Here is a 26,323-nt window from a genome sequence, read left to right on the forward strand (position 1 = left end):
CCGGCCCCTCCAGCGCCGCCGCGCCCTCAACCCGCCTCGGCGACCCCACCCTTGCGATACGCTTCCGCCTCCTCGGCGGTCAGCGGACGCGCCTCTTCTTCGAGCATCACCGGGATATCGTCGCGCACCGGATAGGCGAGACGGCCGGAACAGGAGATCAGCTCCGAGCGCGCCTTATCATAGATCAGCGGCCCCTTGGTCACGGGGCATACCAGTATCTCCAGCAGATTCTTGTCCAGCATACGGATTCTCCAGATTTTCTTGAGATCGACAGGGATTGCGCGGGACCGCTCCGCCGCCACACCGCGCGGCCGGCCCAGCGCCAAACGGCGATGATGGACTCAGGGCGCGGTCGCGGTAAAGCGCGGGGTGATGGCGTCCTCGCGGCGGCCGCGATCGTCGTTGCGGCCGTAGGGGCAGGTTTCAAACCCGCCCCTACACCAAATCAGGTACGACGGCTCTACGCGCCCGACTCCGCCACCGCCAGCGCGCTATGCCGGCGCGAGTACGCGAAGTAGATGACGAGCCCGAGCGCCAACCATAGACCGAAGCGCAGCCAAGTGATCAGCGGCAGTTGCAACGCCAGGTAGAGACAGGCGGCGGCACCGAGCAGCGGGACCAGCGGCGACCAAGGGGTGCGGAAGGGGCGTGGCAGGTCCGGATGGGTATAACGCAGCCAGATCACGCCCAGGCACACCAGAAAGAAAGCGGCCAGGGTGCCAATATTGACCAGTTCGGCCACCTGCCCGATCGGGGTGAACCCCGCGATGGCCGCCATCAACAGTCCGCTGAGCAGGATCACGCGGACCGGGGTCGCGGTGCGCGGGTTGACCCGGGCAAAGAGCGGGGGCAGGAGCCCGTCGCGCGACATGGCCAGAAACACTCGTGTCAGCCCGTAATAGAGCACCAGCATCACCGTGGTCAGCCCGGCAATGGCTCCGGCCGCGATCACCCCGGCCGCCCAGGGATAGCCGAGGCGCAGCATCACATCCGCCACCGGTGAGCCCACGTTCAGCGTGGGGTAAGCGACCACCAGGGTCAGCAGTCCGGCGACCAGAATATAGATCACAGTGCACACCGCGAGCGAGACCAGAATGCCGATCGGCAGGTCACGCTGGGGATTGCGCGCCTCTTCGGCCGCGGTCGAGACCGCATCGAAGCCGATATAGGCAAAGAAAATCAACGCGGCCCCGCCCATCACGCCGCTCCAGCCGAAGGGCATGAAGGGGCTCCAGTTGGCCGGCTCCACATGGGATGCGGCGACGATGACGAACACCGCGATGGCGGACAGCTTGACCAACACCATCACCGCATTGACCCGCGCACTTTCGCGCACCCCGATGCTCAGTAACACGCCCAGCGTCAGCACGATGAGCGCGGCCGGCAGGTTGATCCAACCGCCCTCCAGCGGACCTTGCTGCAGGACAGCGGGCAGCGCCAGCCCGACCGCCTCCAGTGCATTATCCGCATAAGCCGACCAGCCGATGGCGACCGCCGAGGTCGCGACCGAATATTCCAGGATCAGGTCCCAGCCGATCATCCAGGCCACGATCTCGCCCAGGCCCGCGTAGCTGTAACCATAGGCGCTGCCGCAGCCGCCGATGGACGCGGCCAGTTCCGCATAGGCCAGAGCGCTGAAGGCACAGGCCGTTCCCGCCACCAGATAGGACAGGATGATGGCCGGTCCCGCCTGAGTCGCCGCGGCGACCCCGGTCAGCACGAAAATGCCGGCGCCGATGATGGCACCGATCCCGAGCAGAGTCAGGTCCACCGGACCGAGCACCGGGCGCAGCGCCGGCCCGCCCAGGCTGTGATCCGCGTTGATCGATTTGGTCCGCAGCAGTCCCGACAGTCGCATACGACCTCCGACAAAATGCACCTGAACACCGGATGAAGCACGTGTAGCCGCGCATGAGCGCGCGTTAACGCGAAAGAATGATCGCATACCTTGATTCCCGCGTGGTTGAGCGGAGCAGGCCGATCCTGTCGGCGATTATCGCGGTTTCCGGGCGCAAGCACAGTTCGTTCTGAGGGCTCGATCGTTGGTCCCGCCGCAAAAAGACTGGATCTCAGGGCTTGACCGTGAAAGTCGCGCAGCGACCCTGTGGGAGCGGCGTCCCGCCGCGACGGGACCCGGCGCGTAGCCACAGCGTTAAGGGTCACCGCGGCACCGCATCGCGGCGGGACGCCGCTCCCACGGGGGACATTTATCTTCGGGGGTGGCTGATGTTCCTTTCAGCGCTGACGACGCGGTTCAGGTTGAGCCATGCTCATGGCCGAAACACACCTGGTAATCGACGCAGTCAGCACAATTGGGCGACTTGCAGATCGGCACCTCGGCGCGCTCACAAAGTTGACGATAGAAAAACTTCTTCCATTTCATGTCCCCAACGTTGCGCTTTGCCAGCTCCGGAAAGTGCTCCGTCATCAGCCGGGTCAACAAGGGCCGGTTCGGCAGCCCCATATCCTGCCACAGGTGATTGTCCCGCATGGCCGCGGACGCAATCGCGTGGCTGAGCCAGGTGAGCCGCTCGCTCGGCTCCCGCCGGAACTCCAACAGCAGATCCAAGAGATCCTGAAGTTCGTCCAGCGCGGCAGCGTCACGGCCGGGATCGCCATTCTTAAGCTCGGTCGCCGGGAAGTAGGTGTCCAGCAGTCGGCGAAAGTCCGACTCCGGCAATCCGCGGATCAACGGACACTGACCGGCGGCCAGGGCCCGCCCGATCACACCCGCGAAAGCCAGGGTCAGCGGATCCGTCGGATCGCGGGCAACACGCAGCAGGGTCTGATCAGCCTGCACCGACAGATTTGCACCAACTGAGGGCGCCGCGGCCCGATCGGACGCGGGCTCAAGGGCCGTGTCGACAGCCGTCGTGGAGGAGGCCCGCGGGGGAAGACTGACGAACCCGGTTGGTCGCGCTTGGAGTTCCATGGGGTTTTGACCTCTTGACGTTGGTTGTTGGCCGCCCCGCGGCAGCGGCTGGCCGGTACCACTGCTCGCGCAAGCCGCACCGTGCTCGACTCAGCCGCCGGTGCATCGTCGACCTCGTGTTGCGGGACGCCGCGGCGGTCGGTCGCCGACCGCCGCCGACCGAAAACAATACAAGAATCAAACCAGGTGTGATGCCGATAGCGTCGCCGCCCTCATTGGTCCCGAGCGGCCCTAGCTTGTCGGGGCGGGACGCCCCGACTCCTTACTCAGTTATCCACCCCAACGATGACACTGGAGGCCGGGAAGATGGCGCAGGCGGGGGTTTGCTCGGCGATTTCCAGGCGGTCGAGCAGGTCCGCGGTGATTACTCCGCGGACCGTGACACCGGACGGCAAGGCGATGACGACCTCGGCCGGCCCGTCACCGCGGGTGATGCGCTGGACCAGGCCGCACAGGGCATTGGTGCCGGGCCGGGCCTGCGGGTCCGGTGCGCGGCCGATGCCGACGGCGACCGCCTTGATCAGCGCCCAGACCGCGCGCCCGGGGCGCAGGCTCAGGGATTCGACACTCTCGTTCGTGACCCCCGCGCTGAGGCGGTCGCCGCCCTGAATCTCGATTTCGATCTGCGCATCCACGGTGCGCGCGGTTACCGCGACGATCCGGCCGAAAAACTGGTTACGGGCGCTGGTGCGCATGGCGAGCCGCCGCAGCAGGTCGAGCGCCGCGCCCGAGTCGCCCATGGCCGCGTTGATGCCGTCCAGAAAGCGCCGATACTCGCCGGCGATGGTGCGATAGGCCGCGATCAGGCGCCGACCCTCGTCGGTCAGCCGGGCACCGCCGCCGCCCCGGCCGCCGGTGGCAGTCTCCACCAAGGGTTTGGGGGACGCGTTGTTGATCGCATCCACGGCGTCCCAGGCGGCCTTGTAGCTGACGCCGACGCCCTTGGCCGCCTGGGTGATGGAACCGCGTTCACCGATCTGCTCCAGCAGGGCGATGCGCTCTTCCCCAAGGAAAGCAACATCATTCACGTCGAGCCAAAATGCGCCGTCGACCCGCAGCGGGCGCTCGCTCTTCAGGGACTTGTTCGGCGTGCTCACTCAGGTGCTGCCTCTTATAAATATTAAGAAAATCATATAACTGACATCGCATTTCGAGACCATGTTACGCCTCGCTCCGACGACCGACAAGGCGCTGCAGCGGGCGCCGGCTATTCCAAATTTGGGCCGCATCGCGCGCCCCCTGGTGGATGCGGCGCGCGGGCCTTGATCAAGATTCCGGCCACTTGGGCTCGCCGGGTGCGTAGTCAGGCCATCCTGGCCTGACACCGTCAGGGCTGGAAGCCCTGACGACGCACCCCGCTGGCCGGGATTACGATCAAGGCCGGCACGCGCGACCGACGTGCCGGGTCCGTGACACCGAGCGGCGCGCCTGATTCACCCACAGTGGAGCCGGTTTCGTCGGGTGGATCAGCGCAGCGCACCCGCCATCAGCCGCGCTGCCGACGCCGGCCTGCGCCGATCCAGCGTGAGGACGGGAGGCGATGTTATAGTTTCGCTGCAACCAACCCAAAACAATCCGGAGGACAGTCCCATGGCGGCGAAAACGATACTGATGCTGGTCGGTGACTTCGTCGAGGACTACGAGGCGATGGTCCCGCTCCAGATGTTGCAGATGGTCGGACACAAGGTCCACACGGTTTGTCCCGATAAGCAACCGGGCGACCGGGTCCGCACCGCCATCCACGATTTCGAGGGCGACCAGACCTACAGTGAGAAACCTGGGCACTTGTTCGCGATCAACACGGACTTCTCACTGGTCGATCCGGCGCGGTATGACGCGCTCGTCATCCCCGGCGGCCGGGCCCCCGAATACTTGCGGCTGAACCCGCGGGTCATCGAAATCGTGCGCCATTTCGCCGCCGCGGATAAGCCGATTGCCTCGGTCTGCCATGGCCAGCAGATTCTGGCGGCGGCCGGGGTCCTGGACGGCAAGCGCTGCACCGCCTACCCGGCCGTGCGACCCGATGTGGAGCGCGCCGGCGCACTCTGGTGCGAGGTCAACGAGACCTTCTCCAACGCCTATACCGACGGCCGCCTGGTCACCGCCCCGGCCTGGCCGGCCCACCCCGAGTGGATGCGCAAGTTCCTGGAGGTCCTGGGCACGCGCATCGAGACCTGACCGAGTGACCACTCGGGCAATTGCTGTCATTGGCCCGATCAATAGTTTACTGCACGCTCATGGATCACCAAGTATTCGTCTATGGCACCTTGCTGCGCGGGGAGGTCAATCACCACTTGCTGAGCGGCGCCGAGTGGCTTGGCCCGCACCGCACCGCACCCTGTTTCACCCTGCTGCGGGTCGGCGCCTATCCGGGCGCGGTGCGCGGCGGCGGCAGCGCCATCCAGGGCGAAGTGTTTCGGGTCGACACCGCCGGGCTGCATCGGCTCGACCGGCTTGAAGAGTATCCCAGGCTCTACGACCGCCAACTGATCCCGACCGCCTATGGCCGCGCCTGGTGTTATCTGTACCGCGGACGGCGGCGTGATCGGCGGGTGATCCAGGGCGGCGATTGGCGGGCCTTCGCCGCCGATCCGGACTCCTGGCGCGCGGCTGGTGTGCGCCGCACCCGCGACGCCAAGAACCGCCCCCGCCGACCAGCCGCGGCCATGACCCAGGTCACCGCGTCACTGTCGACGGGCGTTGAAGACGCGACACACCGCGACACTAAGCCAACGGAATGAAGCTCTTGCAGCGTTTCGGTGAGGCGCCGGTGTGGGTCGCCGGCGCCTCGCCCCTGGCCGGCCGGGTGTTCGACAGTCTGCGCCGCGCGGGGCGGCGCGTCCGTGCCGTCGCCCTCACCGAGCTGACCGATCTCAAATCAGGCGCCTGCCGGACCCTGGTCCTGGCCGATCCGCCGGAACCGGAAAGCCTGGTTGCCGGCCTGATCCACCGCCTGGGCAGCAGTCGCGGGCGCGGTCGCCGGCCCGCCCCGCTGCGGTTGATCCTCATGGTTCAGGCCGACCCGCCGCCGCCCTTGCCGGAGCTGGACCCCGCCGGGCCGATCACGCTGGAGACCTTCGCCATCGAAGATCGCGCCGCGCGGGTGCTGCTGGAGCGTTGGCCACTGCACTGCGGTCTGGACCCCTGCTTCGACCAGCGCCCTCACCTGCTGGTCGTCGGGTTCGCGCCCCCGGCACGCGCCCTGGTAGTGCAGGCGCTGCGGCTGATGCCCTACGGCGAGGAGCGGCCCGCGATCACCATCATCGGCACTGACCCCGCTATCCAGGCACGTTTTGCCGGTGCCTATCCACAGGCCGGCCAGGTGGCGGACCTGCGCTGGATTGCTGCGGACCTGGGAGGTCCCGCCGCGCTGCCGCCGGTCACCCAAGTCCTGGTGTGCGCCGCTGCGTCCGCCGCCGGGCCGGACGACGCCATCGCCCTCGCCCAGTGGTTCGCCGGACGGCTCGCCGCGGACCAGGGGGTTTCCCCGCCGATCCTGCTGGAGGTCGGAGACGCGATCCCGGACGGCAGCCTGGCGGACTGGGATGGCCAGACCTTTCCCTTTTCCTATCTCGACGAGGCGTGCCGTCCCCAGGTGCTCCTGGACGGTCGCGGCGACGCGCTCGCCCAAACCATTCACGAACACTACACCGACAGCATTGCCGCGCAAGGACGCGATCCGGAGCGCGAGCCGGCCGGCCGGCCCTGGCCCGCACTCACCGCCTCCTACCGGGATGCCAATCGGCATCAGGCGGATCATATCTGGGCAAAACTCGCCGTGATGGACTGCCGCGCCGTGCACGAAGAACGGGGCGGATCCTTCGCCTTCGCCCCGTTGGAGGCCGAGCGGCTGGCGGTCATCGAGCATCTGCGCTGGGCCGCGGATCGCCATCTGGACGGCTGGAGCTATGCCCCGGTGCGTGATAACGCCCGCAAACATCACCCGCAATTGATCCCCTACCGGGATCTCAGCGAACCCATGAAAGACCTGGACCGGTTCGCGGTGCGCGGTGTACCGACCCTGTTGGCCCGCTCGGAACTCGGGGTGGTCCGCATGTTGATCCTGGGCATCCCCGAGCCGCACACGGCGCTCCCCGCGGATGCCGTCGCCGCCGGCTTGCAGCGATTGGCCGAGCAGGTGCTGGACCGGCTGGCCGCGCGTTATCCGGATCGTACGCTGGTGTTTGCCGCCACCCTCGCCGAGCCCGGCGCACGCCTGATCACCCGTCTCGCGCTGGACCGCGCCGCGGCCGGCTTGTTCCTGCTCTGCCCGCAACCGATCGCCCACACCCTGGCCGCGCAACCCGATGACGCCGCCCGCCGCGAACTGCTGGAACTGATGGCACGCGCGGAGCGGCGGATCAGCCTGCCGGCCCCCGGCGAACTGACGCGCTGGTTCGCGCGGCGTGCCGACATTCAACTGGTGGTGGGGTCCGGCCCGCTGGAGAACGCGGGGGCCAAACGCGTCCTCCTGGACCCGGTCGAGCGCCGCGTTGACTGGAATTTCGACTATTGATGAGGCGCGCGGTACCCATTGATGATGGACCTCCCGGCCACCCGACACCGCACGGTGATGAACTGCGACCCGCCCCGATGATGCACTTCACTGACCACCTGCTCACCCGACTCGCGTGGATTGGTCTGGCCGGCCTGATCCTGCTGGCGCTGCTGATGACGACCTTGCGCCTGGCACTGCCGATCACCGATCACTACCGCGACGCGATCGTACAAACGCTGTCGCAACGGCTCGGTTACCCGCTGCGGGTCGAGACGCTGACCCTGCGCTTGTCCGGTTGGTTTCCCCGGCTGGTGCTCGGCAACGCCGCGCTCACCTGCCCTGAGAACGGCAGCGACCTCCTGCGTCTCCAGGCCCTGGAGTTGGACCTGGAACCCATTGCGTCGTTACGCACCGGGAAGCCCCAGATTCACGCACTGACCCTGGTGGGCGCCCGGCTCATCATCGAGCGCAAGCCGGACGGGCGGGTCAGCGTGGCTGGACTGGGCGCGCTCCACACCGATGACCCGCGGACCCTGGAACTGTTCCTGGACCAGGGACGGCTCAATCTCACCGAGAGCGAGGTCCTGATCCGCGACGACGCACTGGGGAGCGAGGGGATCCGCCTCACCGACGTGCGGCTGCGTCTGCACAACACGGGGTTGACCCACCAACTGGAACTGATCGCCCAGGCACCGACCGCGCCCGCGGACTCCGGCGCGACGCATCCGCCCGCCACCCGCGTGCGGGTACTCGCCGATCTGCAAGGCGATGCGCGGGATTTGCGAGGCTGGGGTGGTCGTGTCTATCTCCACCTGGCGGCAGCGGATCCGGCCGCCTGGCTGCCCCGGACGCTGGTCGATCCGGATTGGGTGCACACCGCCGACGTCCGATTGGAGAGTTGGAACGAGATTCGTGCGGGCGCGCTCACCGAGAGTATCAACCGCATCGACGTCAGCGGCCTCACGCTGACGCCCCCCGGAGCGACCGGCACGGCTGCGGACCTGGCGTCAGCGCCTGCTGATTCCGCGCGCCGGTCCGCGGCTCGATCGGCAGCGGTCACCGTGGAGCAACTTGGCGGACTGATCCGCGTCGCCCCGCTGGCCGACGGCTGGCGGATCGGGGTCGCTGACCTGGAACTGCGGGTCGACGGGGCCGCGCTCCACGACCTGGACCTCGACCTGCGGCTGTCCGCTCAGGGCAACCTGCCGGCGTTGGACCTGACTGCCGCCGAGTTCGACCTGGCAACCATCACCAAACTGCTGCGCGCCTCGCCGTGGCCGTCCCCCCTGAACCGCGATCTGCTCGCGGCCTTGGGCCCGCGCGGCCGGATCGAACGGCTGGCCTTGCAACTCGCGGTCACGCCGGGGGAGCCGCCGACCTGGCGGGCGGCGGCCCTGGGCCATGGACTCGCCCTGGAGCAGCGCGCGCGCCTCCCCGGTTTCGCCGGCCTGAGCGCTCGCCTGCGGGCGGATCAAGACGGCGGCGGCCTGCAACTCGGCAGCACCGCGCTGGACCTGGATTTGCGGCCACTATTGGATCAACCCATCCACCTGGATCAATTCAGCGGGTTCCTGACCTGGCAGCACGATCCCGCCGGCGGGGTGCAGGTGCAAGGCCGCCATCTGGTGCTGGAGAACGCCGACCTGTCCGGACGTGCACGCCTCGCCCTGGATTGGCCCGCACCCGCCGCCGACCCCGCGACCGGGCCAGTCCTCGACCTGCGCGCCCACCTGTCCGACGCCGATGTCGCCCAGGTGCGGCGCTATCTGCCGGTCGGCGTGATCAAACCGGAACTCACCCGCTGGCTCACCCGCGCCCTGGCAGCGGGACGGGTGCCCCAAGCCGATCTCCTGATCCGTGGCCCGCTCAAGAAATACCCTTTTCGTGAACAGGAAGGGCGCTTCGAGTTGCTGCTGGACTACCAGGACCTGGTGCTCGACTACCAGCTCGGGTGGCCACCCATCGTCGCGGCCGCCGGGGAGTTGCGGTTCCTGAATCAGGGGCTCGATATCCGGATGGACAATGGGCGCATTTACGACACCGTCTTGACCCAGGGACGCACCGCTATCCCCGACCTCTGGAGGCCGACGCGGATGCTGATCCACGGCGAAGGGGCTGGACCCTTCGCCGACGGCCTGCGTCTCCTCGGCGAAAGCCCTCTCGCACGACACCTGGGACCGCTCGCCCGCGTCTTCGCGGTCCAGGGCCGTTCGCAACTCGTCCTGGACCTGGACGTCCCTTTGATCAAAGGCGGCATCCTGGGCGTCGACGGGCGACTGTCCTGGCTCGAACCGGCCAGCCTCAGCCTGACCGGCACCCCGGTGGCGCTGAGCGAACTCAACGGCGAACTGCGCTTTACCGGCAACTCACTGCAAACCGAGGCCATCCGCGCCAAGCTCTGGGGACGGCCGGTCACCGTCGCCATCGCCACCCGCAACCCCGGCGCGGCCCAATCGGCCGCCACCGAAATCCGTGCGCACGGGCGGATGCCGGTCACCGAGTTGGCCGCCCGGTTCCCGACCACCGCCTGGCGCCTGGCCTCCGGCGACCTGGACTGGGACCTGGATGTCGATCTGCGCAACGCCGATCTCCAGGAACCCGGCCAGCCGCTTGCGCTGCGACTGCACGCGGATTTGCGCGGCCTCGGGCTTGACCTGCCGCCGCCATTCGGCAAGACCGCGAACCAACTGCGCGTTCTGGAGTTGACCGGCGCGCTGGTCCCCGGCCGCAGTCTGACCATCCAGGGGGGTCTGGATGGGCTGGCCCTGGACCTCGACCTGGGCTTGGGGCCGGCCACACCGCGACTCGAACGCGGTCGGGTGACCCTGGGCACGCCGCCGGACGCGGCGGCGTCCGCCGCCGACCAGTCGCCGACACCGGCCCGCGGCCTGGTCATCGACGGCACGGTGACGGAGCTGAGCCTGCCAACCTGGTCCGATTGGTGGAAGCGGGTCGGCCCGCCGCTCGGTGCCGCGCCGGACGCGGACGCCGGATCGCGCCTGGACCCGCTGTCCGTCGATCTGCGCATCACTACCCTGGACCTCGGCGGGCCGCGTCTGACCGACACCCGGGTCCAGACCGCCCGGCTTGCCGCCACGCACTGGGACTTGCAGCTGGACGCCAAGGAAGCCGCGGGGCACATCCGTCTGCCGGTCACCGGGTCCGCCGCTCCCTTGAATCTGGATCTGGAACGTCTGGACCTGAAGGCCCTGCTGCCCGCCAAGACAGCGGAGGATACCGGCCCCGCGACCCCGGCCCGCCGCCTGCCCGCGGTCGATCTGCGGGTGGCGGACCTGCGCTGGGGCGAGGCCCGGCTCGGCCGGCTGAGCCTGGACCTGCGGCCCGACGTGGCCGGGCTGCGCTGCTCGCGCATCCGCTTCGACGGCCTCGGCGAGACCCAGGTGACAGGGGATGCCGACTGGATGGAGAGCCCCGCGGGCGGCCGCAGCCGGCTGTCCCTCGACCTCGCGGCAGCGGATACCGGCCCCCTGCTGCACGCCCTGGACTATTCGGCTGGACTGAGCCCGGCCGCCGTGAACGCACGCCTGCGCCTCGGCTGGCCGGGCGGTTTCGAATCCTTCGATCTGGCGCGCTCCCAGGGCCGGATCGAGTTGGATATCGGCCCCGGACGGCTGCTCGCGGTCGAGCCCGGCGTCGGCCGGGTGCTCGGCTTTCTCAACCTGGGGGAGATCGGCCGCCGTCTCACGCTGGACTTCAGCGATCTCTATGAGCAAGGGTTCGTCTTCGAAAGCATTCTGGGCCGCATCGACATCGCCGACGCCCAGGCGCGACTGGAACGCTTTGAGATCGATGGCCCAGCCAGCGATATCAGCGTCAGCGGATTCACCGACCTGCGCGCCCGCACCTTTGACCAGACGGTCACCGTCGAACCCAGCATCGGTACCAGTGTCGCCCTGGCGAGTACCGTCGCCGGCGGCCCGGTGGTGGGGGCGGCCGTCTACCTGCTCGACCGCGTCTCCGGCGGCGCCCTCGACCGGCTGGGCAGCTATCAATACCGGATGACCGGTCCCTGGGCCAAGCCGCAATTCACCCGGATCGGGTGGGAGCCGTTCGCAGGGGGCGCGGAGCCCGGAGCCGCGAATGCCGGAGCGGGCGACTCTCAGGGAGAGAAGACCGGCGCCGCCGCGGCGGTCCGCCCGAACCCGCCAACCACCAAGCCGCGCCCAAGCGGTGATAACTCCTTTCTTGAATGAGCAGGGCATCGGTGAGACGCGGCATCGCACCCCGCGTTAGTCGTCGTTCCGGCCGCCGGAAGGCCGGTCAGGTGCGGCGGCTGAGTTGCTAGCTCAGGCGCTCCGCGGGAACGTCTTTCAGCGCCTCGTCAGGCAGCATGTAAGAGGCCGCGATGCGCTCGTCCGTGGGCTCCAGGATCTCGGGAAACCGAATGCCGGGCAACACCTTGACGGCGAAGATCTCCTGCACCGCCGCCTCGAAGCGCAGGAAGGCGGCGACCTGTCCACTACGAATGTCGACCACCCAAACGCCGCAGGTACGTTCTTTCAGCCGCTCCGTGAGCGGCAGGCCGCTGAACATGGCGCTCTCCCTGACCTGCGACAGCCCGATGAAGGCGAATGGCCCAAAGAAATCCAGGCCCCGGGTAAAGCCGGGCACTTGCGCGATGGTGTGCAGCCGGCCCGAGTCGGGATCGACGGTGGCCAGACTCCCATTGCCCGATTCGAGCACCCAGAGCCGCTCCGCGTGCCACCGCGGTGAGTGCGGCATGGAGAGCCCCCGACAGACCCGTTGGCCGGTTTCCACGTTGATCAACACCCCGCCCGCGGCCTTGTTGTCGCGCCAGCCCTGAGGCGCATCAGCCTCCCCGAGCGCGGTCACATAGCGGGGGCGCCCGTCGGCCATGCCCAGTCCGTTGAGATGGCAACGATCCTCCGGGCTCAGCGCCGACACGAAGGCCGGCCGCCAGCGCGGGACAAAGCTATTGTCGCGGTCCAGGGTGCAAAGACAGGAAAACCGGGTATTGACACACCAGAGTTGGCCGCCGGCGTCCCAGTCCATTTCGTGGATATCGATGTCTCCGGTAACATGGCTATGCCGCGGGAGGTAACAGGCGTCGTGCCGGTCCGGAGGGTCCAGCCGGCGGGTCACCGCGGGCATGTTGACATAGTCTTCGACCGTCCGGGCGGTGCCCAGCGCGAACCGCCGCGGGTTGGCGGCCAATCCCATGGGCTTGGCGAAGGCACGGAAATGGGTGTTGAGCACCCCGCCGTCATTGCGCGCGACAATGAGCTTGCCGGCCTGATAGGTCGTGATCAGGAGCGAGCAGCCCAGCGTGCGCAAAAGCTCGGGGAAGCTCGCGGTATGCACGCTGCGCAGCGGCTCCGGTTCCGGCGGGGCAGCGGGCTGGGTGGCGGCGTCGGTTGTGTCCAAGTGGGTCACGCTCGGTGTCGAGATGCGGATGGATAGGAAACACCAGGGTCGGTTGGGCATTGTTCAGGTGTCCGGTCGGCGGGTCAATCCCGTCGGCACGCCGACGCCTGCCACCGCGCGGTCGATCACCGTCCCGCTGACGCGCACCCCGTCCGTATGTCCGGCCCAGCCATTCGGTGGCGATTGAACACAACATGCCACCATGCTAGTGTCGACTCGCACGTACTCAGTTATTCGGGCGATTGGCGGGCTGGATTGTAGGATGCGGTGAGGAACGGACACTGGCGGCGACTTCGCCAACCCGTTGAAACCCATCGTCTCCTGAACTTGCTTTCAAGGGGCTACGGGGCTCTCCGGGCATTTCGCTACTAGGGAAGCGTTGGGGTTCGCTCTCGCTCACCCCGACCTCCCGGCCACGGGCTCTCACCGAAAAAGAAGACGCTCTCACAAAGACACAAAGACACGAAGAAGAAACAGAGAGATAAGAAGCCATGAAATGCTTCGCTATCTTTGTGTCTTTGTGAGAGGCTTTCTTCTCTATTCTACCCGATCGACAGCGGGCTGCTCATGCCCGGAATGAATCGCTGCTTCGATTACGATTACGATTACGATTACGACAACGATAGTGACCCCATGAGCAGCGAATGCAAGGTGGCGACAGTACAGATGGCGACCGGCCGCGATGTCGCGGCCAATCTCCTGGAGGCGGAGCGGCTGATCAAGGAGGCGGCGGCGGCCGGCGCGCACCTGGTGGTGCTGCCCGAGTGCTTCGCCTTCATGGGCATGCGCGCGGAGGACCAATGCGACTTGCGGGAACCGGACGGCCAGGGTCCGCTCCAGTCCTTTTTGTCACGGGTCGCCGCACAGCAGCGGGTGTGGCTCGTCGGCGGCACCATCCCGCTGGCGGGACCTGAGGCCGACCGGGTGCGCGCGGCCTGTCTCGTCTTCGATGCGCACGGTCAGCGGGTTGCCCGCTACGACAAGATTCATCTGTTCGACGTGTCCGTGCCTGGGATCGCGCAGTGCTACCAGGAATCAGCGACCTTTGCGCCCGGTAACCAGCCGCTGGTGATCGACAGTCCCTGCGGCCGGCTGGGGTTGGCGGTATGCTATGACCTGCGCTTCCCGGAACTGTTCCGGCAGATGCTCGACGCGGGTCTGGAGGTCCTCGCCATTCCGGCGGCCTTTACCGCCGTCACGGGTCAAGCCCATTGGGAGACGCTGGTGCGGGCACGGGCCATCGAAAACCTGGTCTATGTCCTGGCCTCCGCTCAGGTCGGCGTTCACGACAACGGCCGGGAAACCCACGGGCACAGCATGATCGTGGACCCCTGGGGCAGTATCCTGGCACTGTTGCCGCGAGAAGTTGGCGTCATCCACGGTTTCGTGGATGCGGAACATCAAGCCGCCGTGCGCCGCTCCTTTCCCTGCATCGCGCACCGCCGTTTGAAATGCGCGCTCCAGACCCGCACGATTGAGGGTTAAGTGAAGATGCGTCGACTGACCCCGCGAGCGGGGTGCAACGGCGCCATGACCAGTTTACCGACAGCGAGTCCGACTCATCCTATGAACGATCCCATCACCATCGCCCGCGACAGCATCCTGGCACCGGCCGGACTCACCGAGCACGACCTGGACCGGCTGCTCGGCCTGCTCGCGGGCTCGGCGCTGGATGCCGCCGACATCTACTTCCAGAACAGCCGCCTGCAATCCTGGGTGCTGGAAGATGGGATCATCAAGGACGGCAATTTCAGTATCGAGCAAGGCGTGGGCATCCGCGCCATCTCCGGCGAAAAAACCGGTTTCGCCTACTCCGATGAAATCACCTTCCCGGCCCTGGCACAGGCCGCCGAGGCCGCCCGTGCCATTGCCGGCGCCGGCCAGCACGCCCAGGTGCGCATCGCCAATCAGGCGGCGGTTCATCGGCTCTATGAGCCCATCAACCCGCTGGTGAGTCTGCCCGATGCGGATCAGGTGGCGCTGCTCAAACGGGTGGATGCGGAGGCGCGGCGCATGGACTCGCGGGTGACCAAGGTCAGCGCGAGCGTCGTGGCGGTTCAGGATATCGTCATGGTCCTGGCCGATGACGGCACCCTGGCGGCGGATGTGCGCCCGCTGGTGCGCTTGAACGTCAGCGTGATCGCCGAAGCGAACGGCCGCCGCGAGCAGGGCGGCAGCGGCGGCGGCGCGCGGGCCGACTTGGGTTGGCTACTGCTGGAGGACCGCGCCCTGGGATTCGCCCGCGAGGCGGTGCGTCTGGCCCTGACCAACCTGGAGGCGGAACCGGCCCCGGCCGGAACCATGACCGTGGTGCTGGGCGCCGGCTGGCCGGGCATCCTGCTGCACGAGGCGATCGGCCATGGCCTGGAAGGGGATTTCAACCGCAAGGAGACCTCGGCCTTCGCCGGCCGCGTGGGCGAGCGGGTGGCCGCCCCCGGGGTGACGGTCGTCGACGACGGCACCCTGGCCGGCCGGCGCGGATCGCTCAACATGGACGATGAAGGCACCCCCAGTCAGAACACTGTCCTGATCGAGGACGGCATTCTGCGCGGCTACATGCAGGACAAGCTCAACGCCCGGCTCATGGGAGTGCGTTCCACCGGCAACGGACGGCGCGAGTCCTATGCCCACCTGCCGATGCCCCGCATGACCAACACCTATATGCTGGCCGGAACCCGCGACCCCCAGGAGATCATCGCCTCGGTGGACAAGGGGCTCTATGCGGTAAACTTCGGGGGTGGACAGGTGGACATCACCTCCGGCAAATTCGTCTTTTCCACCAGCGAGGCCTATCTGATCGAGGGCGGGAAGATCGGCCGACCGGTGAAAGGGGCGACCCTGATCGGCAACGGGCCGGACGTCTTGACCAGGGTCAGCATGATCGGCAACGACCTCGCGCTCGACGCCGGCGTCGGCACCTGCGGCAAGGAGGGCCAGAGTGTCCCGGTTGGCGTTGGCCAGCCGACCATGCGCATCGACAGCCTCACGGTCGGCGGGACCACTGCCTGACGCCGGCCTGACACCAGTTACCGTTAAGGATTTGATATGACCATCACCGCCACCGAGGACACGGCCGAGCGCCTGGCGCGCTTGCAGCAGCACATCGAGGATCTTTTGCGGGAGGCCAAAGACCGCGGCGCCAGTGCCGCCGAAGCCTCGGTCGGCAGCAGCGCCGGCCTGGAGGTTTCAGTGCGTCTGGGCGAAGTGGAGACCGTCGAGCACACGCGCGATAACGGGCTCGGCATCACCGTCTATTTCGGCCATCACAAGGGTTCCGCCAGCACCACGGATTTGAGCCCGGCCTCGTTGCGCGATACCGTCGCCGCCGCCTGCACGATCGCCGCTCAGACCCAGGAAGACCCCTGCGCCCATCTGGCCGACGCGGCCTTGATGGCCCGCACGATCCCCGACCTGGATCTCTACCACCCCTGGCCGCTCGGCGTCGATGAGGCCATCCGCATCGCCGCCGACTGTGAGGACGCCGCTCGCGCCTACGACGCGCGCATCGTCAACTCCGAGGGGGCGTCCTTGAGCACCCACATGGGGCTCCAGGTCTATGGCAACAGCCACGGTTTCATCGGCGGCTATCCGAGCACCCGCCACGGGTTGAGCTGCGCCGTGGTCGGTGAGGACGGGGATGCCATGCAGCGGGATTACTGGTGGACCAGCGCCCGCTGCGCGGCCGATCTCGACCCGGCCCGCGGCGTCGGCGAGCGCGCCGCGGAGCGCACCGTCGCCCGCCTGGGCGCCCGTCAGATCGACACCCGCAAGGCCCCGGTGCTGTTCCGCGCCGAGGTGGCCGCCGGACTGCTGCGCAGCCTGGTGTCCGCCATCTCCGGCGGCAGCCTCTACCGGCGCTCCAGCTTCCTGCTCGACCACTTGAATGAAACCATCTTCCCCGATTTCGTACGCATCCACGAGCAGCCCCTGCTGCCGCGCGGGCTCGCCAGCGCACCTTTCGACGGCGACGGCGTGGCCACCTGGTCCAAGGATTTAGTGAGCGAGGGCGTGCTGCGCACCTATCTGCTGGATGCCTATTCCGGATGCCGGCTGAAGTTACCGACCACCGGCAATGCCGGCGGCGTGCGCAACCTCAGCATCGACATGGGTGAACTGGATCGGGCGGGGATGCTCGCGCTCATGGGGACCGGACTCTTCGTCACCGAACTCATGGGTCATGGCGTGAACGCGGTCACCGGCGACTACTCACGCGGCGCCGCCGGATTCTGGGTGGAGCACGGTGAGATCCAGTTTCCGGTGGAGGAGATCACCATCGCCGGCAATCTCAAGGAGATGTTCGCGGGTCTGGTCGCCGTGGGTAACGATTGCGACTTCCCCGGCAGCACCCGCACCGGCTCCTGGCTGATCGGTGAGATGACAATCGCCGGCGAATAATCCGCAGCGGAGGCCCGCCGCCGCGGCACCGCGGGATCGCCTGACCCTTGGGGAATCCTTTCCATGGCCCATACCCCAGTCTACCGTACCCTGCTGCGCGCACTCCATGCGGCCCGGCGTGAACACCTGTCGGGAGCGCGCGCGGACGCCCCCGGCGCCGGCGCGGGGGCGTGCTGGAGCCGCCGCCGCTTTCTCGGCACCGCCGCACTCGCGGCACCGGCGCTCGCGCTGGGCGACCCGTCCGGACCGGGCGGGCCGCAGTCCGCACGGGGCTACAAGGTCCATCGCGTGGCGGTCGTCGGCGGCGGGCTCAGCGGCCTGAATGCCGCGCACCGGCTGTTGAAAGCCGGCGTCAACGTCCATCTCTACGAGGCCGCCGAGCGACTCGGCGGACGCATCCTGTCGCGCGCCGATGCGGTCGGCACCGGCCTGGTGACCGAGTTCGGCGGTGAGTTCATCAATTCAGCCCACACCGACATGCTCGATCTGGCGCGGGAATTCGGGCTCAAGGTCTACAATCGCGCCGAGTCCCCGGCGAGCAGCCGCTACCCCAATACCGCCTTTTTTTTCGGCGGGGCACGCCGCGACCCGGCCGAACTGGCCCGGCTGCTGGGGCCCCTGGCGGCACAGATCGCGGCCGACGCCGCCTTGGTGAACGAGGACCCGCACCGCCATCTCGCGGTCTTCGATCAATTGTCGGTGACTGCTTACCTGGATCGCCATCGCGACCTGATTCCCCAACCCTGGGTGCGCAGTCTGGTCGAGACCTCCATCCGCACTGAATTCGGCAGCGAACCGGAGCATGCCTCCGCGCTCCAGTTACTCTATACCCTGCCAAGGGTGGACGGAGACAACGTGGAAGTGCTGGGTGAAAGCAATGAGGCCTACTGCATCCAGGGCGGCAACAGCCGGATCATCGCGGCCCTGGGAAACATCCTGGGCTCACGCGTCCATACGGGTCAGCAGTTGGTCTCGGTGCGCTCGGTTCCCGGCGAACCGGTCCGTCTGGGTTTCAGCAATGGCCGCTCGGTCAGCGCCGACCAGGCCATCATCACCATCCCCTTCACCATCCTGCGCTCGATCAAGATCGATGCGGCGCTCCCCGAACGATTCCGGCGCGCGATGGCCGAACTGGATCTGGGCCGCAATGAAAAGATCCTCGCCGGCTTTTCCCGCCGCGTCTGGCAGGGACCCGAGGGTTTCGTCGGCGAGGCCTGGACCGACCTGGGCTTCTCGGAAGTCTGGGATGCGAGCCAGCATCAGCCGGAGCGACAGGACGGCGCACTGACCTTCTTTCTGGGCGCCCGTGAGGTCACCGTGCCCGTCTCGTCAGACGGGGGCACCACCCAAGGACGCGCCTTTGTGGAGCGACTGGAAACCCGCCTGCCGGGCCTGCGGTCGACCGCCACCGATCGGTATGCCTGTACCGCCTGGACCAAGAACCCCCTGGCCTTGGGTGCCTACACCAATTACCGGCCGGGCCAGATCACCACCTTCGGGGACCTGCGCTGGAGCGAACCCGAAAACCTGTCCACCGGTCGGGAAGTGCGCTTCGACAACCTGGTGTTTGCCGGGGAGCACCTGAGCGAGGCGTATTTTGGCTACATGAACGGCGCCGCCCAGACCGGACGACTGGCGGCGCAATCGGTGCTGCGTTATGCCGCGGTGGCGGATGGTACCTACGACCCTTAATCCGCAGGACGTTCCCCTCCAGGACCCCAGTCGCCAATCCGTCGCGTACCCGCTCCAGCAGATCCGCCCAGCAGTTCCAAATTTGGGTGGCCGCCGCCAACAGCGTGCCGGCCGCGAGGCTGATGGTGGATGCGCTGCGCTTATCCACCCTACAAAACCGGCTCCGCTGTAGGGTGGATAAGGCGCNCNGCTCGGTGTCAGGGGCCCGGCACAGCGGTCGCGCGCGCCGCATCCACCAGGGATCGCGCGATGCCGCCCAAATTTGGAATTGCTGAGATCCGCCGCCGGGACCGGCTCCAGGGGTTGCTAAGGGTTATACTCGTATCCAATCAAGCAGACGGAGACCCGCCATGGCCTTGGCCGCGGAAGATATCGAATTTATCAAAGAACATCTGGGCGAATGGCTTGCCCAGCAGTCCCTGGGCAAACCGCCCGCGGTCTATGAGATCGAGCTGCGCGAGCGGATGGTGCGGGTCGAGGAGGAGCTGAAACACCAGCGTGAGTTGATCAAGACCATCCTGGTCGAGATGGACAAACGCTTCGAGGCCATGGACAAACGCTTCGATAGCGTGGAAAAACGCTTTGAAGCCATCGATAAGCGCTTCGACAGCGTGGATAAGCGCCTGGATAGCCTGGATAAGCGCTTGGATCTCGCGGATAAACGCCTGGATAGCGTGGACAAGCGCTTCGAAGCCATGGAAAAACGCTTTGAAGCGTTCGACAAACGTTTTGAAGAGCTAACCCGCCGTATCGACCGCTTCATGTTCTGGTCCTTCGGACTGACCGTGAGCGTCGGCGCGCTCATCATCGCGGCCGTCAAACTCTGGCCTTGACGGTTCCTAAGGCATCGGCACCAGCCACTCGACCCGGGTCTCGCCCGGCCCCTCGACCCGCAGCCGGTCGCGCAGCGCGGGCACGAGGCGCCGCAGGATGAGGTCAATCCCCCACGGCGGGTTGACGATCACCATCCCCGAACCATGCAACCCGCGCGTCCCCCGGTACGGCAGCAAACCCAGTTCGGCAACCAAGATGCCGGGGATACCCAGACCCTTCAGTTGACGCAGAAATTCCAGACTGGGCTCGCGTTCGATGATTGGATACCAGATGGCGACCACGGCACCCGCCCAGCGGCGCCGGATGGTCGTCACGGCCGCGGTCAAACGCGCGAACTCGCCCGCCAGCTCGAACGACGGATCCATCAGCACCAGCCCGCGGCGCTGCGGCGGGGGCATTAGCGCCCGCGGCGCCTCATAGCCATCGCGCAAATGCACCGCGACTTGGGGGTCACCGGCGAACTCCGCGTGCAGGATCTGATGATCGGACGGGTGGCGCTCGCAGAGGATCAGCCGGTCGGCGGACCGCAGCAAGGCGTGCGCCAGCCGCGGTGAGCCCGGATACCAGCGCAATGCCCCGTCCGGATTCAGCGCCCGGACCAGATCCAGATAGGCCGCCAGGTCGGGTGATGACGCGGCGCCCCCATCCCCCCACAGCCGGCCGATCCCGCCATCGAACTCCCCATTCTTGAGTGCGCTGTCCGCTGCCAGGTCATAAGCGCCCGCCCCGGCGTGGGTGTCGATCACACAGAACGGCTTGTCCTTGGTGCGCAGGGCGAGCACGAGCTGAACCAGCAAGGCGTGCTTGAACACATCCGCAAAGTTTCCGGCATGGAAGGCGTGACGGTAGCCAAGCATCACTCGAATCCGCGGGGATTCTCCGACTGCCAACGCCAGGCGTCACGCACCATCTCGGCGATGCCGTACTGTGCCTGCCAGCCGAGTTCATCCCGCGCCTTGGCCGGGTCAGCGTAACAGGTGGCGATGTCGCCCGCGCGGCGCGGAGCGATCTCGTAGGGGATGGGCCGGCCGCTCGCCTCGGCAAAGGCCGCGACCATTTCCAGCACACTGTAGCCGCGGCCCGTTCCCAGATTGTAGACGACGGCACCGGGCTGGTCCCGGAGCTTGTTCAGGGCGGCCAGATGGCCACGGGCCAAGTCCACCACATGAATGTAATCGCGCACGCCGGTGCCGTCCGGCGTGGGATAATCGTCGCCAAAAACCCGCAGTTTGGGGAGCTTCCCCACCGCCACCTGAGCGACGAAGGGCATCAAATTGTTGGGAATGCCGTTGGGGTCCTCACCGATGCGCCCGCTGGGGTGGGCGCCCACCGGGTTGAAGTAGCGCAGCAGCACGACATTCCAGGCCGGGTCCGCAACATGCAGGTCGCGCAGGATCTCTTCGATGAAGAGCTTGGAACGGCCGTAGGGATTGGTCGCGGACAACGGGAAGGGCTCGCGAATCGGCACCGATGCCGGGTCGCCGTACACCGTGGCCGATGAACTGAAGACGATATTCTTGACCCCCGCCGCCGCCATCGCCCGGCACAGGGTGACAGTTCCGGAGACGTTGTTGTCATAATACTCCAAGGGGAGCTGAACCGACTCACCCACGGCCTTGAGCCCGGCGAAGTGAATCACGGCATCGATGGATTGCGCGGCAAAGATACCGTCCAGAGCGGCCCGGTCACGCAAATCCGCCTGAACGAAACCGAAATCCCGTCCGGCGAGCGCACGCACCCGGCGCAGCGACTCCTCCTTACTGTTGCAGAGGTTGTCGACCACGACCAGCTCATGACCGCTGCCGAGCATCTCCACACAGGTGTGGCTGCCAATATAACCCGCACCACCAGTCACCAGAACACGCATCGCCGCTCTCCTGTCGTTCGCGTTTAGTTGCGCTCATCTCGGTTCATTTGCGGACATAGACTCCGCGTTGGCTAAGCCCCCCGAAAGTGTAACGTGAAACGCATGTCATCGTGCTGTGCGCCCAATCACGCGGCCGGACTGGCCGCCTCGCGCCCGACGCCCTCGATGCGCAACCGCTGACGCAGCCGCCGCAGTTGTTCGGGGTCCAGGGCATCGGCGAACAGCGGCAGCGCCCAGCGGCGCCGGCGGCCGCTGCGCAGATTCAGCACGACCAAGGGGACGCTGACATAGGTCGCCGCGGCCAGACGGGCGTCGATCCGCGCCCCGGAGACCACATCGATCTGCCAGGACCCGTCCGCCAGCCAGACGGCCGAGCGGATCGACCAGGGCGCCCGGCGCAGACCATGGACATAGAGGTGATAAACGAGGCTGCCGATGACCACCAGGGCAAGCAGGCGGTAGCGCCACAGGGGGAGGCTCAGCACCGCGGCCAGGGCGGCGGTGTGCGTGAGCGCCACGAACGTCACCAGCCGACGCGAGAAGCGCGGCTCAATCAGCAGCGGCGGACGTTCACGGTGGGAGCCCATGCGGCGGACGGGCAAGCAGCGGCCGACCGGACTTGGGTCAGGTCCGCCGCGGGGTGACCACCGCGACGATGTGCCGCACCAGATCCCGAACGACCGGATCGTCCGGGATACTCCGGGACATGAACCAGTCGCTCAGTTCCTGGTCCTGGTTGTCGAGCAGAGCCAGGAACTCGGTGCGACCCGAGGCGTCCAGATCACGGTAACCGCGGTCCAGAAACCCCGACAGCAAATGATCCAGTTCCAACATCCCGCGCCGACACTGCCAACGCAGGCGGCGCAGTTCCTCGTCCGTGACCGGGTCTGGTTGGCGCATGGGGCCGCTCATGCGGTCAGAACCCCTTCTCCAACATCAGATCTTTGATGAGCCCGATCGCCCGGGTGGGGTTCAGGCCCTTGGGGCAGACCTCCACACAGTTCATGATCGTATGGCAGCGGAAGAGCTTATAAGGTCCCTCCAAGGCATCAAGCCGCTCTTCAGTCGCCTGGTCTCTGGTGTCCGCCAGGAAGCGCCAGGCCTGGAGCAATGCTGCCGGACCGTGGAACTTCTCCGGGTTCCACCAGAATGACGGGCAGGCGGTCGAGCAGCAGCCGCACAGGATGCACTCGTAGAGTCCGTCGAGTTTGTCCCGATCCTCCGGGGATTGCAGAATCTCCTGCTCGGGCAGGGGATCGGTCCGGACCAGATAGGGCTTGACCGCCCGATAGTGCTCGTAGAACTGCGTCATATCCACGACCAGGTCGCGGATCACCGGGCGGCCCGGGAAGGGGCGGACCACAATGGGCTGACTGAGTTCGGTGATGGGGGTGACGCAGGCCAGGCAGTTCTTGCCGTTCGCGTTGACCCCATCCGAGCCGCAGACACCTTCGCCGCAGGAATGGCGGAAGGCGAAGCTCTCATCCTGCTTCTTGATCTCCAACAGGGCGTCGCGCAGCATCATGCCCTGAAATGGACGCACCTCGTAATCCTGCATGCGCGGCTTCTGGTCGGTGTCCGGGTTGTAGCGGTAGACGCTGATCTTCATGCTCGATACCTGATTGAGTTCGGCCGCCCGAGGCTTCCCGCGGGGCTTGGTCCGCGGCGCGGACCACCTAATAGACCCGTTCCTTCGGCGGGAAGGACTCGACCGTGAGCGGCTTGGTGCGCACTGGCTTGTAGTCCATCCGATCGGCCTCCCGATAGTACAGACTGTGCTTCATCCAATGCACATCATCACGGTTGGGGTAATCCGGCCGGGAGTGCGCACCGCGGCTCTCCTTGCGATGCAGGGCGGAGACCGCGATGGAGAGGCCCACGTCGATCAGATTCTGCAACTCCAGCGCCTCGATGCGGGCCGTGTTGAAGACCTTGGAGTGGTCGGTGAGCCGCGCGTCCTTGAACTGATCCCGCAGTTCGCACAGCCGCTGGTAGCCTTCCGCCATGACTTCCTCGGTGCGGAACACGCCGGCATGGTCTTCCATGCACTTGCGGAAGTCGGCCCGCAACTGGTGCGCGGGCACACCGCCGCCCTTCTGATCCCAGCGGGTGAGCCGCGACATGGCCTCGTCCAGGCTCGCCGGGTCGACGCTGCGCTGATAGGGGTTCTCACGCACGAAGTCGATGATGTCCTTGCCGGCCAGCCGGCCGAACACCAGGATATCGAGCAGCGAGTTGCCGCCCAGGCGATTGGCACCGTGGACCGAGGCGCAAGCGCACTCGCCGGCCGCGTAGAGCCCCGCCACCACCTGCTCCGAACCGGAGCCCACCGGCACCACCACCCGTCCGAAGCGGTCGGTGGGGATACCACCCATGGCATAGTGGGCGGTCGGGAAGACCGGTATCGGCTCACGGATCGGATCGGCCCCGGCGAAGATGCGGCTCGACTCGCGGATACCGGGCAGGCGCTTGTCGATGACCTCCGCTCCCAGATGGTCGAGCTTGAGCAGGATGTAATCGCCGTTCTCACCCGCGCCGCGCCCTTCCTTGACCTCGGTGACGATGGAGCGCGACACCACATCGCGGCTCGCCAGGTCCTTGGCGCGCGGGGCATAGCGCTCCATGAAGCGCTCGCCGTCTTTGTTGACCAGGAAACCGCCCTCGCCGCGCACCCCTTCGGTGATCAGCATCCCCTTACCGGCGATGCCGGTCGGATGAAACTGGTAGAACTCCATGTCCATCAGCGGGATGCCGGCGCGCAAGGCCATGGCGCAGCCGTCGCCGGTGTTGATATGGGCGTTGGACGTGGTGCGGAACACCTGGCCGCAGCCGCCGGTGGCGAGCAGGGTCGCCTTGGCCTCGATCAGCAGGGGCTCGCCGGTCTCGATCTCCAGCACCAGCGCACCGGAAATCACCCCGTCCTTGTCGCGCACCAGATCCAGGGCGAAGAACTCGTCGAAGAAATGGGTGCGGGCGCGGATGTTCTGCTGGTAAAGCGTATGCAGAATGGCATGGCCGGTGCGGTCCGCCGCGGCGCAGGTGCGCGCCGCCTGGTCGCCGCCGAAGTCCTGACTCTGGCCGCCGAAGGCCCGCTGGTAGATCTTGCCGTTGTCGAGCCGCGAGAAGGGGACGCCCGCATGTTCCAGCTCATAGACGGTCGGGATCGCTTCCCGGCACATGAACTCGATGGCGTCCTGGTCCCCGAGGTAATCGGACCCCTTGACCGTATCGAACATATGCCAGTGCCAGTTATCCGGCAGGACATTGGCCAGGGCCGCGTTGACGCCGCCCTGAGCCGCCACGGTGTGCGAGCGGGTGGGAAACACCTTGGAGACCACGGCCACCCGCACGTCGGCGCTTGCGAGTTGCAGCGCCGCGTTGAGGCCGGCCCCGCCGGCGCCGATGATCAGGGCATCGAAGTGTCTGCTTGGGATGGACATGGTCTGATTACCCTGAAATTCCGGCAGTGACGTCGGCAATGACAATCGCCTTGAAGGCCCAGAGTCCGGAGCCGAGGAACATGAATGCGACGAGCGCGAGCAGGACGACCCGCACTCCCACCAACTTCACATAGTCGAGCAGCACGTCGCGGAAGCCGACCCAGGCGTGGGCCAGCAGCAACGGCACAAAAAGCACCAGCGCGACACTCACCAGCGGGAGCGCCACCCAGGCGCGCAATTCCAGATAATCCGCCGGAGGATTGAACAGGAAGTGGACCATGAAATAGGTCATGAGGAGCGCGAGATAGACCGCGGTCACCCGCTGTACCGCCCACGCCATGATACCGGATGCTTGACGGCTCATCGTGCCACCCACCAAATCAGAACGAGGACCAGCGCCGCCAGGGCGGCGGCAATGACGATCAGCGCGGAGCGGCGCGAATCGGCCCGGTCAAGCCCGATATGCAAGTCCAGCAACAAATAGCGGACACCGGCAAACAGGTGATGGAGCAGGCTCCAGGCCATTACGATCAGGCCCAGCCGCACGAACCAGTGATCGAAAAAGGCCGCGGTGGCGGCGAAGCCTTCCGGCCCCGATACCGCCTTGTCGAACAGATAGGCGCAGATCGGGATGGACAGGACCATCAGCACTCCGCTGATGCGGTGGAGAATGGAGACATAGCCGGTGGCGGGGAGTTTGATCCGCCATAGTTCCAGGAAAACGGGTCTGGTCGATTGCATGCTTGGCCCTGTGTGGTGTGAGGCTGTCGAGTGCCGGCCCGCGACGGCCGGTGGTCCGCGTCTCAAGGCATCCGATCCTGATCCATCCGCCCTGACCGACGGGCGCGGCACATCCACGAACGGCCGGGGAGACGGTCGAGTTCCGGCACGCTCATTGCGCCGGAAACCGGTCACCCGGCATGCCGCCTGCCTCGAACGGGATGACCCGCGTGCTGTCGGGGACGCGCAAGAACCCTGGGGAACACCTGACCAGGGCACCCGGAGCCGTCCGGGGATGACGGCTGTTGTGCGACGCAGCATTGTATCGACCTGGCACAGACCTTAGCAATTGGATTTGTTACAGCCAAGACACTCAATGTTCACCATTGCAAAAAGGTAAACTCATCGTGGTCGATCGGTTCTCCGACATGTTTGCGCCGCCGACCGCGATGCTTCCGCACGGCGCGGTCGTCGTCTATCCTCATTGCAGTTCCGGGTACATGACCTGTCGCGCATCGGGATCGGTGCATTGCCCGGGG

Annotated in this window: 22 protein-coding genes; 9 read left to right on the forward strand and 13 right to left on the reverse strand. The window is 66.7% G+C overall.

The window, feature by feature from the left end; translation table 11 throughout:
- Positions 1–26: 26 nt before the first annotated feature.
- From A39O_RS0102510 to A39O_RS0102525, 4 genes are all read right to left on the reverse strand, one after another.
- Positions 27–242, reverse strand: coding sequence for a Trm112 family protein (locus A39O_RS0102510; protein WP_211211526.1), 216 nt, complete (start codon positions 240–242; stop codon positions 27–29).
- A 218-nt stretch (positions 243–460) separates the two neighbouring features.
- Positions 461–1,858 carry an amino acid permease gene (locus tag A39O_RS0102515; protein WP_020503144.1) on the reverse strand — a complete coding sequence of 466 codons (1,398 nt, stop codon included), beginning with the start codon at positions 1,856–1,858 and terminating at the stop codon, positions 461–463.
- Positions 1,859–2,254: 396 nt separating this feature from the next.
- A complete protein-coding gene (locus A39O_RS0102520; protein ID WP_020503145.1) occupies positions 2,255–2,932 on the reverse strand; it encodes a nitrogen fixation protein NifQ in 678 nt (225 codons plus the stop codon).
- Between the two features lie 266 nt (positions 2,933–3,198).
- Positions 3,199–4,029, reverse strand: a complete 831-nt coding sequence (locus A39O_RS0102525; RefSeq protein WP_020503146.1) for a TOBE domain-containing protein — start codon at positions 4,027–4,029, stop codon at positions 3,199–3,201.
- 493 nt (positions 4,030–4,522) lie between these two features.
- Between A39O_RS0102525 and A39O_RS0102530 the strand changes: the two genes are divergently transcribed.
- The 4 genes from A39O_RS0102530 (at position 4,523) to A39O_RS0102545 (ending at position 11,644) form a co-directional block, all read left to right on the forward strand.
- Complete coding sequence (locus A39O_RS0102530) at positions 4,523–5,110, forward strand: DJ-1/PfpI family protein (protein WP_020503147.1); 588 nt, start codon at positions 4,523–4,525, stop codon at positions 5,108–5,110.
- Positions 5,111–5,169: 59 nt separating this feature from the next.
- Positions 5,170–5,673 (forward strand): gamma-glutamylcyclotransferase family protein, encoded by a 504-nt coding sequence (locus A39O_RS31670; RefSeq protein ID WP_020503148.1) that lies wholly within the window; start codon positions 5,170–5,172, stop codon positions 5,671–5,673.
- Positions 5,670–7,448, forward strand: a complete 1,779-nt coding sequence (locus A39O_RS0102540; protein ID WP_020503149.1) for a RyR domain-containing protein — start codon at positions 5,670–5,672, stop codon at positions 7,446–7,448. Before A39O_RS31670 ends, A39O_RS0102540 begins: the two co-directional genes overlap by 4 nt.
- An 80-nt stretch (positions 7,449–7,528) precedes the next feature.
- On the forward strand, positions 7,529–11,644 hold the full coding sequence (locus A39O_RS0102545; protein ID WP_169338394.1) for a YhdP family protein: 4,116 nt from the start codon (positions 7,529–7,531) through the stop codon (positions 11,642–11,644).
- Between the two features lie 88 nt (positions 11,645–11,732).
- Here A39O_RS0102545 and A39O_RS0102550 read toward each other — a convergent pair whose 3' ends face one another.
- The gene (locus A39O_RS0102550) at positions 11,733–12,845 is read right to left on the reverse strand and encodes a TIGR03032 family protein (RefSeq protein ID WP_020503151.1); all 1,113 of its coding nucleotides are present in this window, start codon (positions 12,843–12,845) and stop codon (positions 11,733–11,735) included.
- A 624-nt stretch (positions 12,846–13,469) separates the two neighbouring features.
- Between A39O_RS0102550 and A39O_RS0102555 the strand changes: the two genes are divergently transcribed.
- The 5 genes from A39O_RS0102555 (at position 13,470) to A39O_RS0102575 (ending at position 19,756) form a co-directional block, all read left to right on the forward strand.
- Entirely contained in the window at positions 13,470–14,321 is an 852-nt protein-coding gene (locus A39O_RS0102555) for a carbon-nitrogen hydrolase family protein (protein ID WP_026199109.1), read from the forward strand.
- 81 nt (positions 14,322–14,402) lie between these two features.
- Positions 14,403–15,845: a metalloprotease TldD gene (gene tldD, locus A39O_RS0102560; protein ID WP_020503153.1), complete on the forward strand. Its 1,443-nt coding sequence runs from the start codon at positions 14,403–14,405 to the stop codon at positions 15,843–15,845.
- A 36-nt stretch (positions 15,846–15,881) separates the two neighbouring features.
- Positions 15,882–17,231: a metalloprotease PmbA gene (gene pmbA / locus A39O_RS0102565; RefSeq protein ID WP_020503154.1), complete on the forward strand. Its 1,350-nt coding sequence runs from the start codon at positions 15,882–15,884 to the stop codon at positions 17,229–17,231.
- A 63-nt stretch (positions 17,232–17,294) separates the two neighbouring features.
- Positions 17,295–18,923, forward strand: a complete 1,629-nt coding sequence (locus A39O_RS31675; protein WP_020503155.1) for a flavin monoamine oxidase family protein — start codon at positions 17,295–17,297, stop codon at positions 18,921–18,923.
- A gap of 350 nt (positions 18,924–19,273) precedes the next feature.
- Positions 19,274–19,756 (forward strand): hypothetical protein, encoded by a 483-nt coding sequence (locus A39O_RS0102575; protein WP_020503156.1) that lies wholly within the window; start codon positions 19,274–19,276, stop codon positions 19,754–19,756.
- Between the two features lie 6 nt (positions 19,757–19,762).
- Here A39O_RS0102575 and A39O_RS0102580 read toward each other — a convergent pair whose 3' ends face one another.
- The 8 genes from A39O_RS0102580 to sdhC form a co-directional block, all read right to left on the reverse strand.
- The gene (locus tag A39O_RS0102580) at positions 19,763–20,614 is read right to left on the reverse strand and encodes a 23S rRNA (adenine(2030)-N(6))-methyltransferase RlmJ (RefSeq protein ID WP_020503157.1); all 852 of its coding nucleotides are present in this window, start codon (positions 20,612–20,614) and stop codon (positions 19,763–19,765) included.
- A complete protein-coding gene (gene galE / locus A39O_RS0102585) occupies positions 20,614–21,624 on the reverse strand; it encodes a UDP-glucose 4-epimerase GalE (protein ID WP_020503158.1) in 1,011 nt (336 codons plus the stop codon). Before galE ends, A39O_RS0102580 begins: the two co-directional genes overlap by 1 nt.
- 125 nt (positions 21,625–21,749) lie before the next feature.
- Positions 21,750–22,211: a protein YgfX gene (locus A39O_RS0102590; RefSeq protein WP_040526916.1), complete on the reverse strand. Its 462-nt coding sequence runs from the start codon at positions 22,209–22,211 to the stop codon at positions 21,750–21,752.
- Positions 22,212–22,248: 37 nt separating this feature from the next.
- A complete protein-coding gene (locus A39O_RS0102595) occupies positions 22,249–22,524 on the reverse strand; it encodes an FAD assembly factor SdhE (RefSeq protein WP_040526938.1) in 276 nt (91 codons plus the stop codon).
- A gap of 16 nt (positions 22,525–22,540) precedes the next feature.
- A complete protein-coding gene (locus A39O_RS0102600; RefSeq protein ID WP_020503161.1) occupies positions 22,541–23,233 on the reverse strand; it encodes a succinate dehydrogenase iron-sulfur subunit in 693 nt (230 codons plus the stop codon).
- A gap of 67 nt (positions 23,234–23,300) precedes the next feature.
- The gene (gene sdhA, locus A39O_RS0102605) at positions 23,301–25,064 is read right to left on the reverse strand and encodes a succinate dehydrogenase flavoprotein subunit (RefSeq protein WP_020503162.1); all 1,764 of its coding nucleotides are present in this window, start codon (positions 25,062–25,064) and stop codon (positions 23,301–23,303) included.
- Between the two features lie 7 nt (positions 25,065–25,071).
- Entirely contained in the window at positions 25,072–25,428 is a 357-nt protein-coding gene (gene sdhD / locus A39O_RS0102610; protein ID WP_020503163.1) for a succinate dehydrogenase, hydrophobic membrane anchor protein, read from the reverse strand.
- Positions 25,425–25,805: a succinate dehydrogenase, cytochrome b556 subunit gene (gene sdhC, locus A39O_RS0102615; RefSeq protein ID WP_020503164.1), complete on the reverse strand. Its 381-nt coding sequence runs from the start codon at positions 25,803–25,805 to the stop codon at positions 25,425–25,427. Before sdhC ends, sdhD begins: the two co-directional genes overlap by 4 nt.
- Between the last annotated feature and the right edge of the window lie 518 nt (positions 25,806–26,323).

It is taken from the genome of Lamprocystis purpurea DSM 4197 (assembly GCF_000379525.1).
GTDB classification, from domain to species: Bacteria; Pseudomonadota; Gammaproteobacteria; order Chromatiales; family Chromatiaceae; genus Thiodictyon; species Thiodictyon purpureum.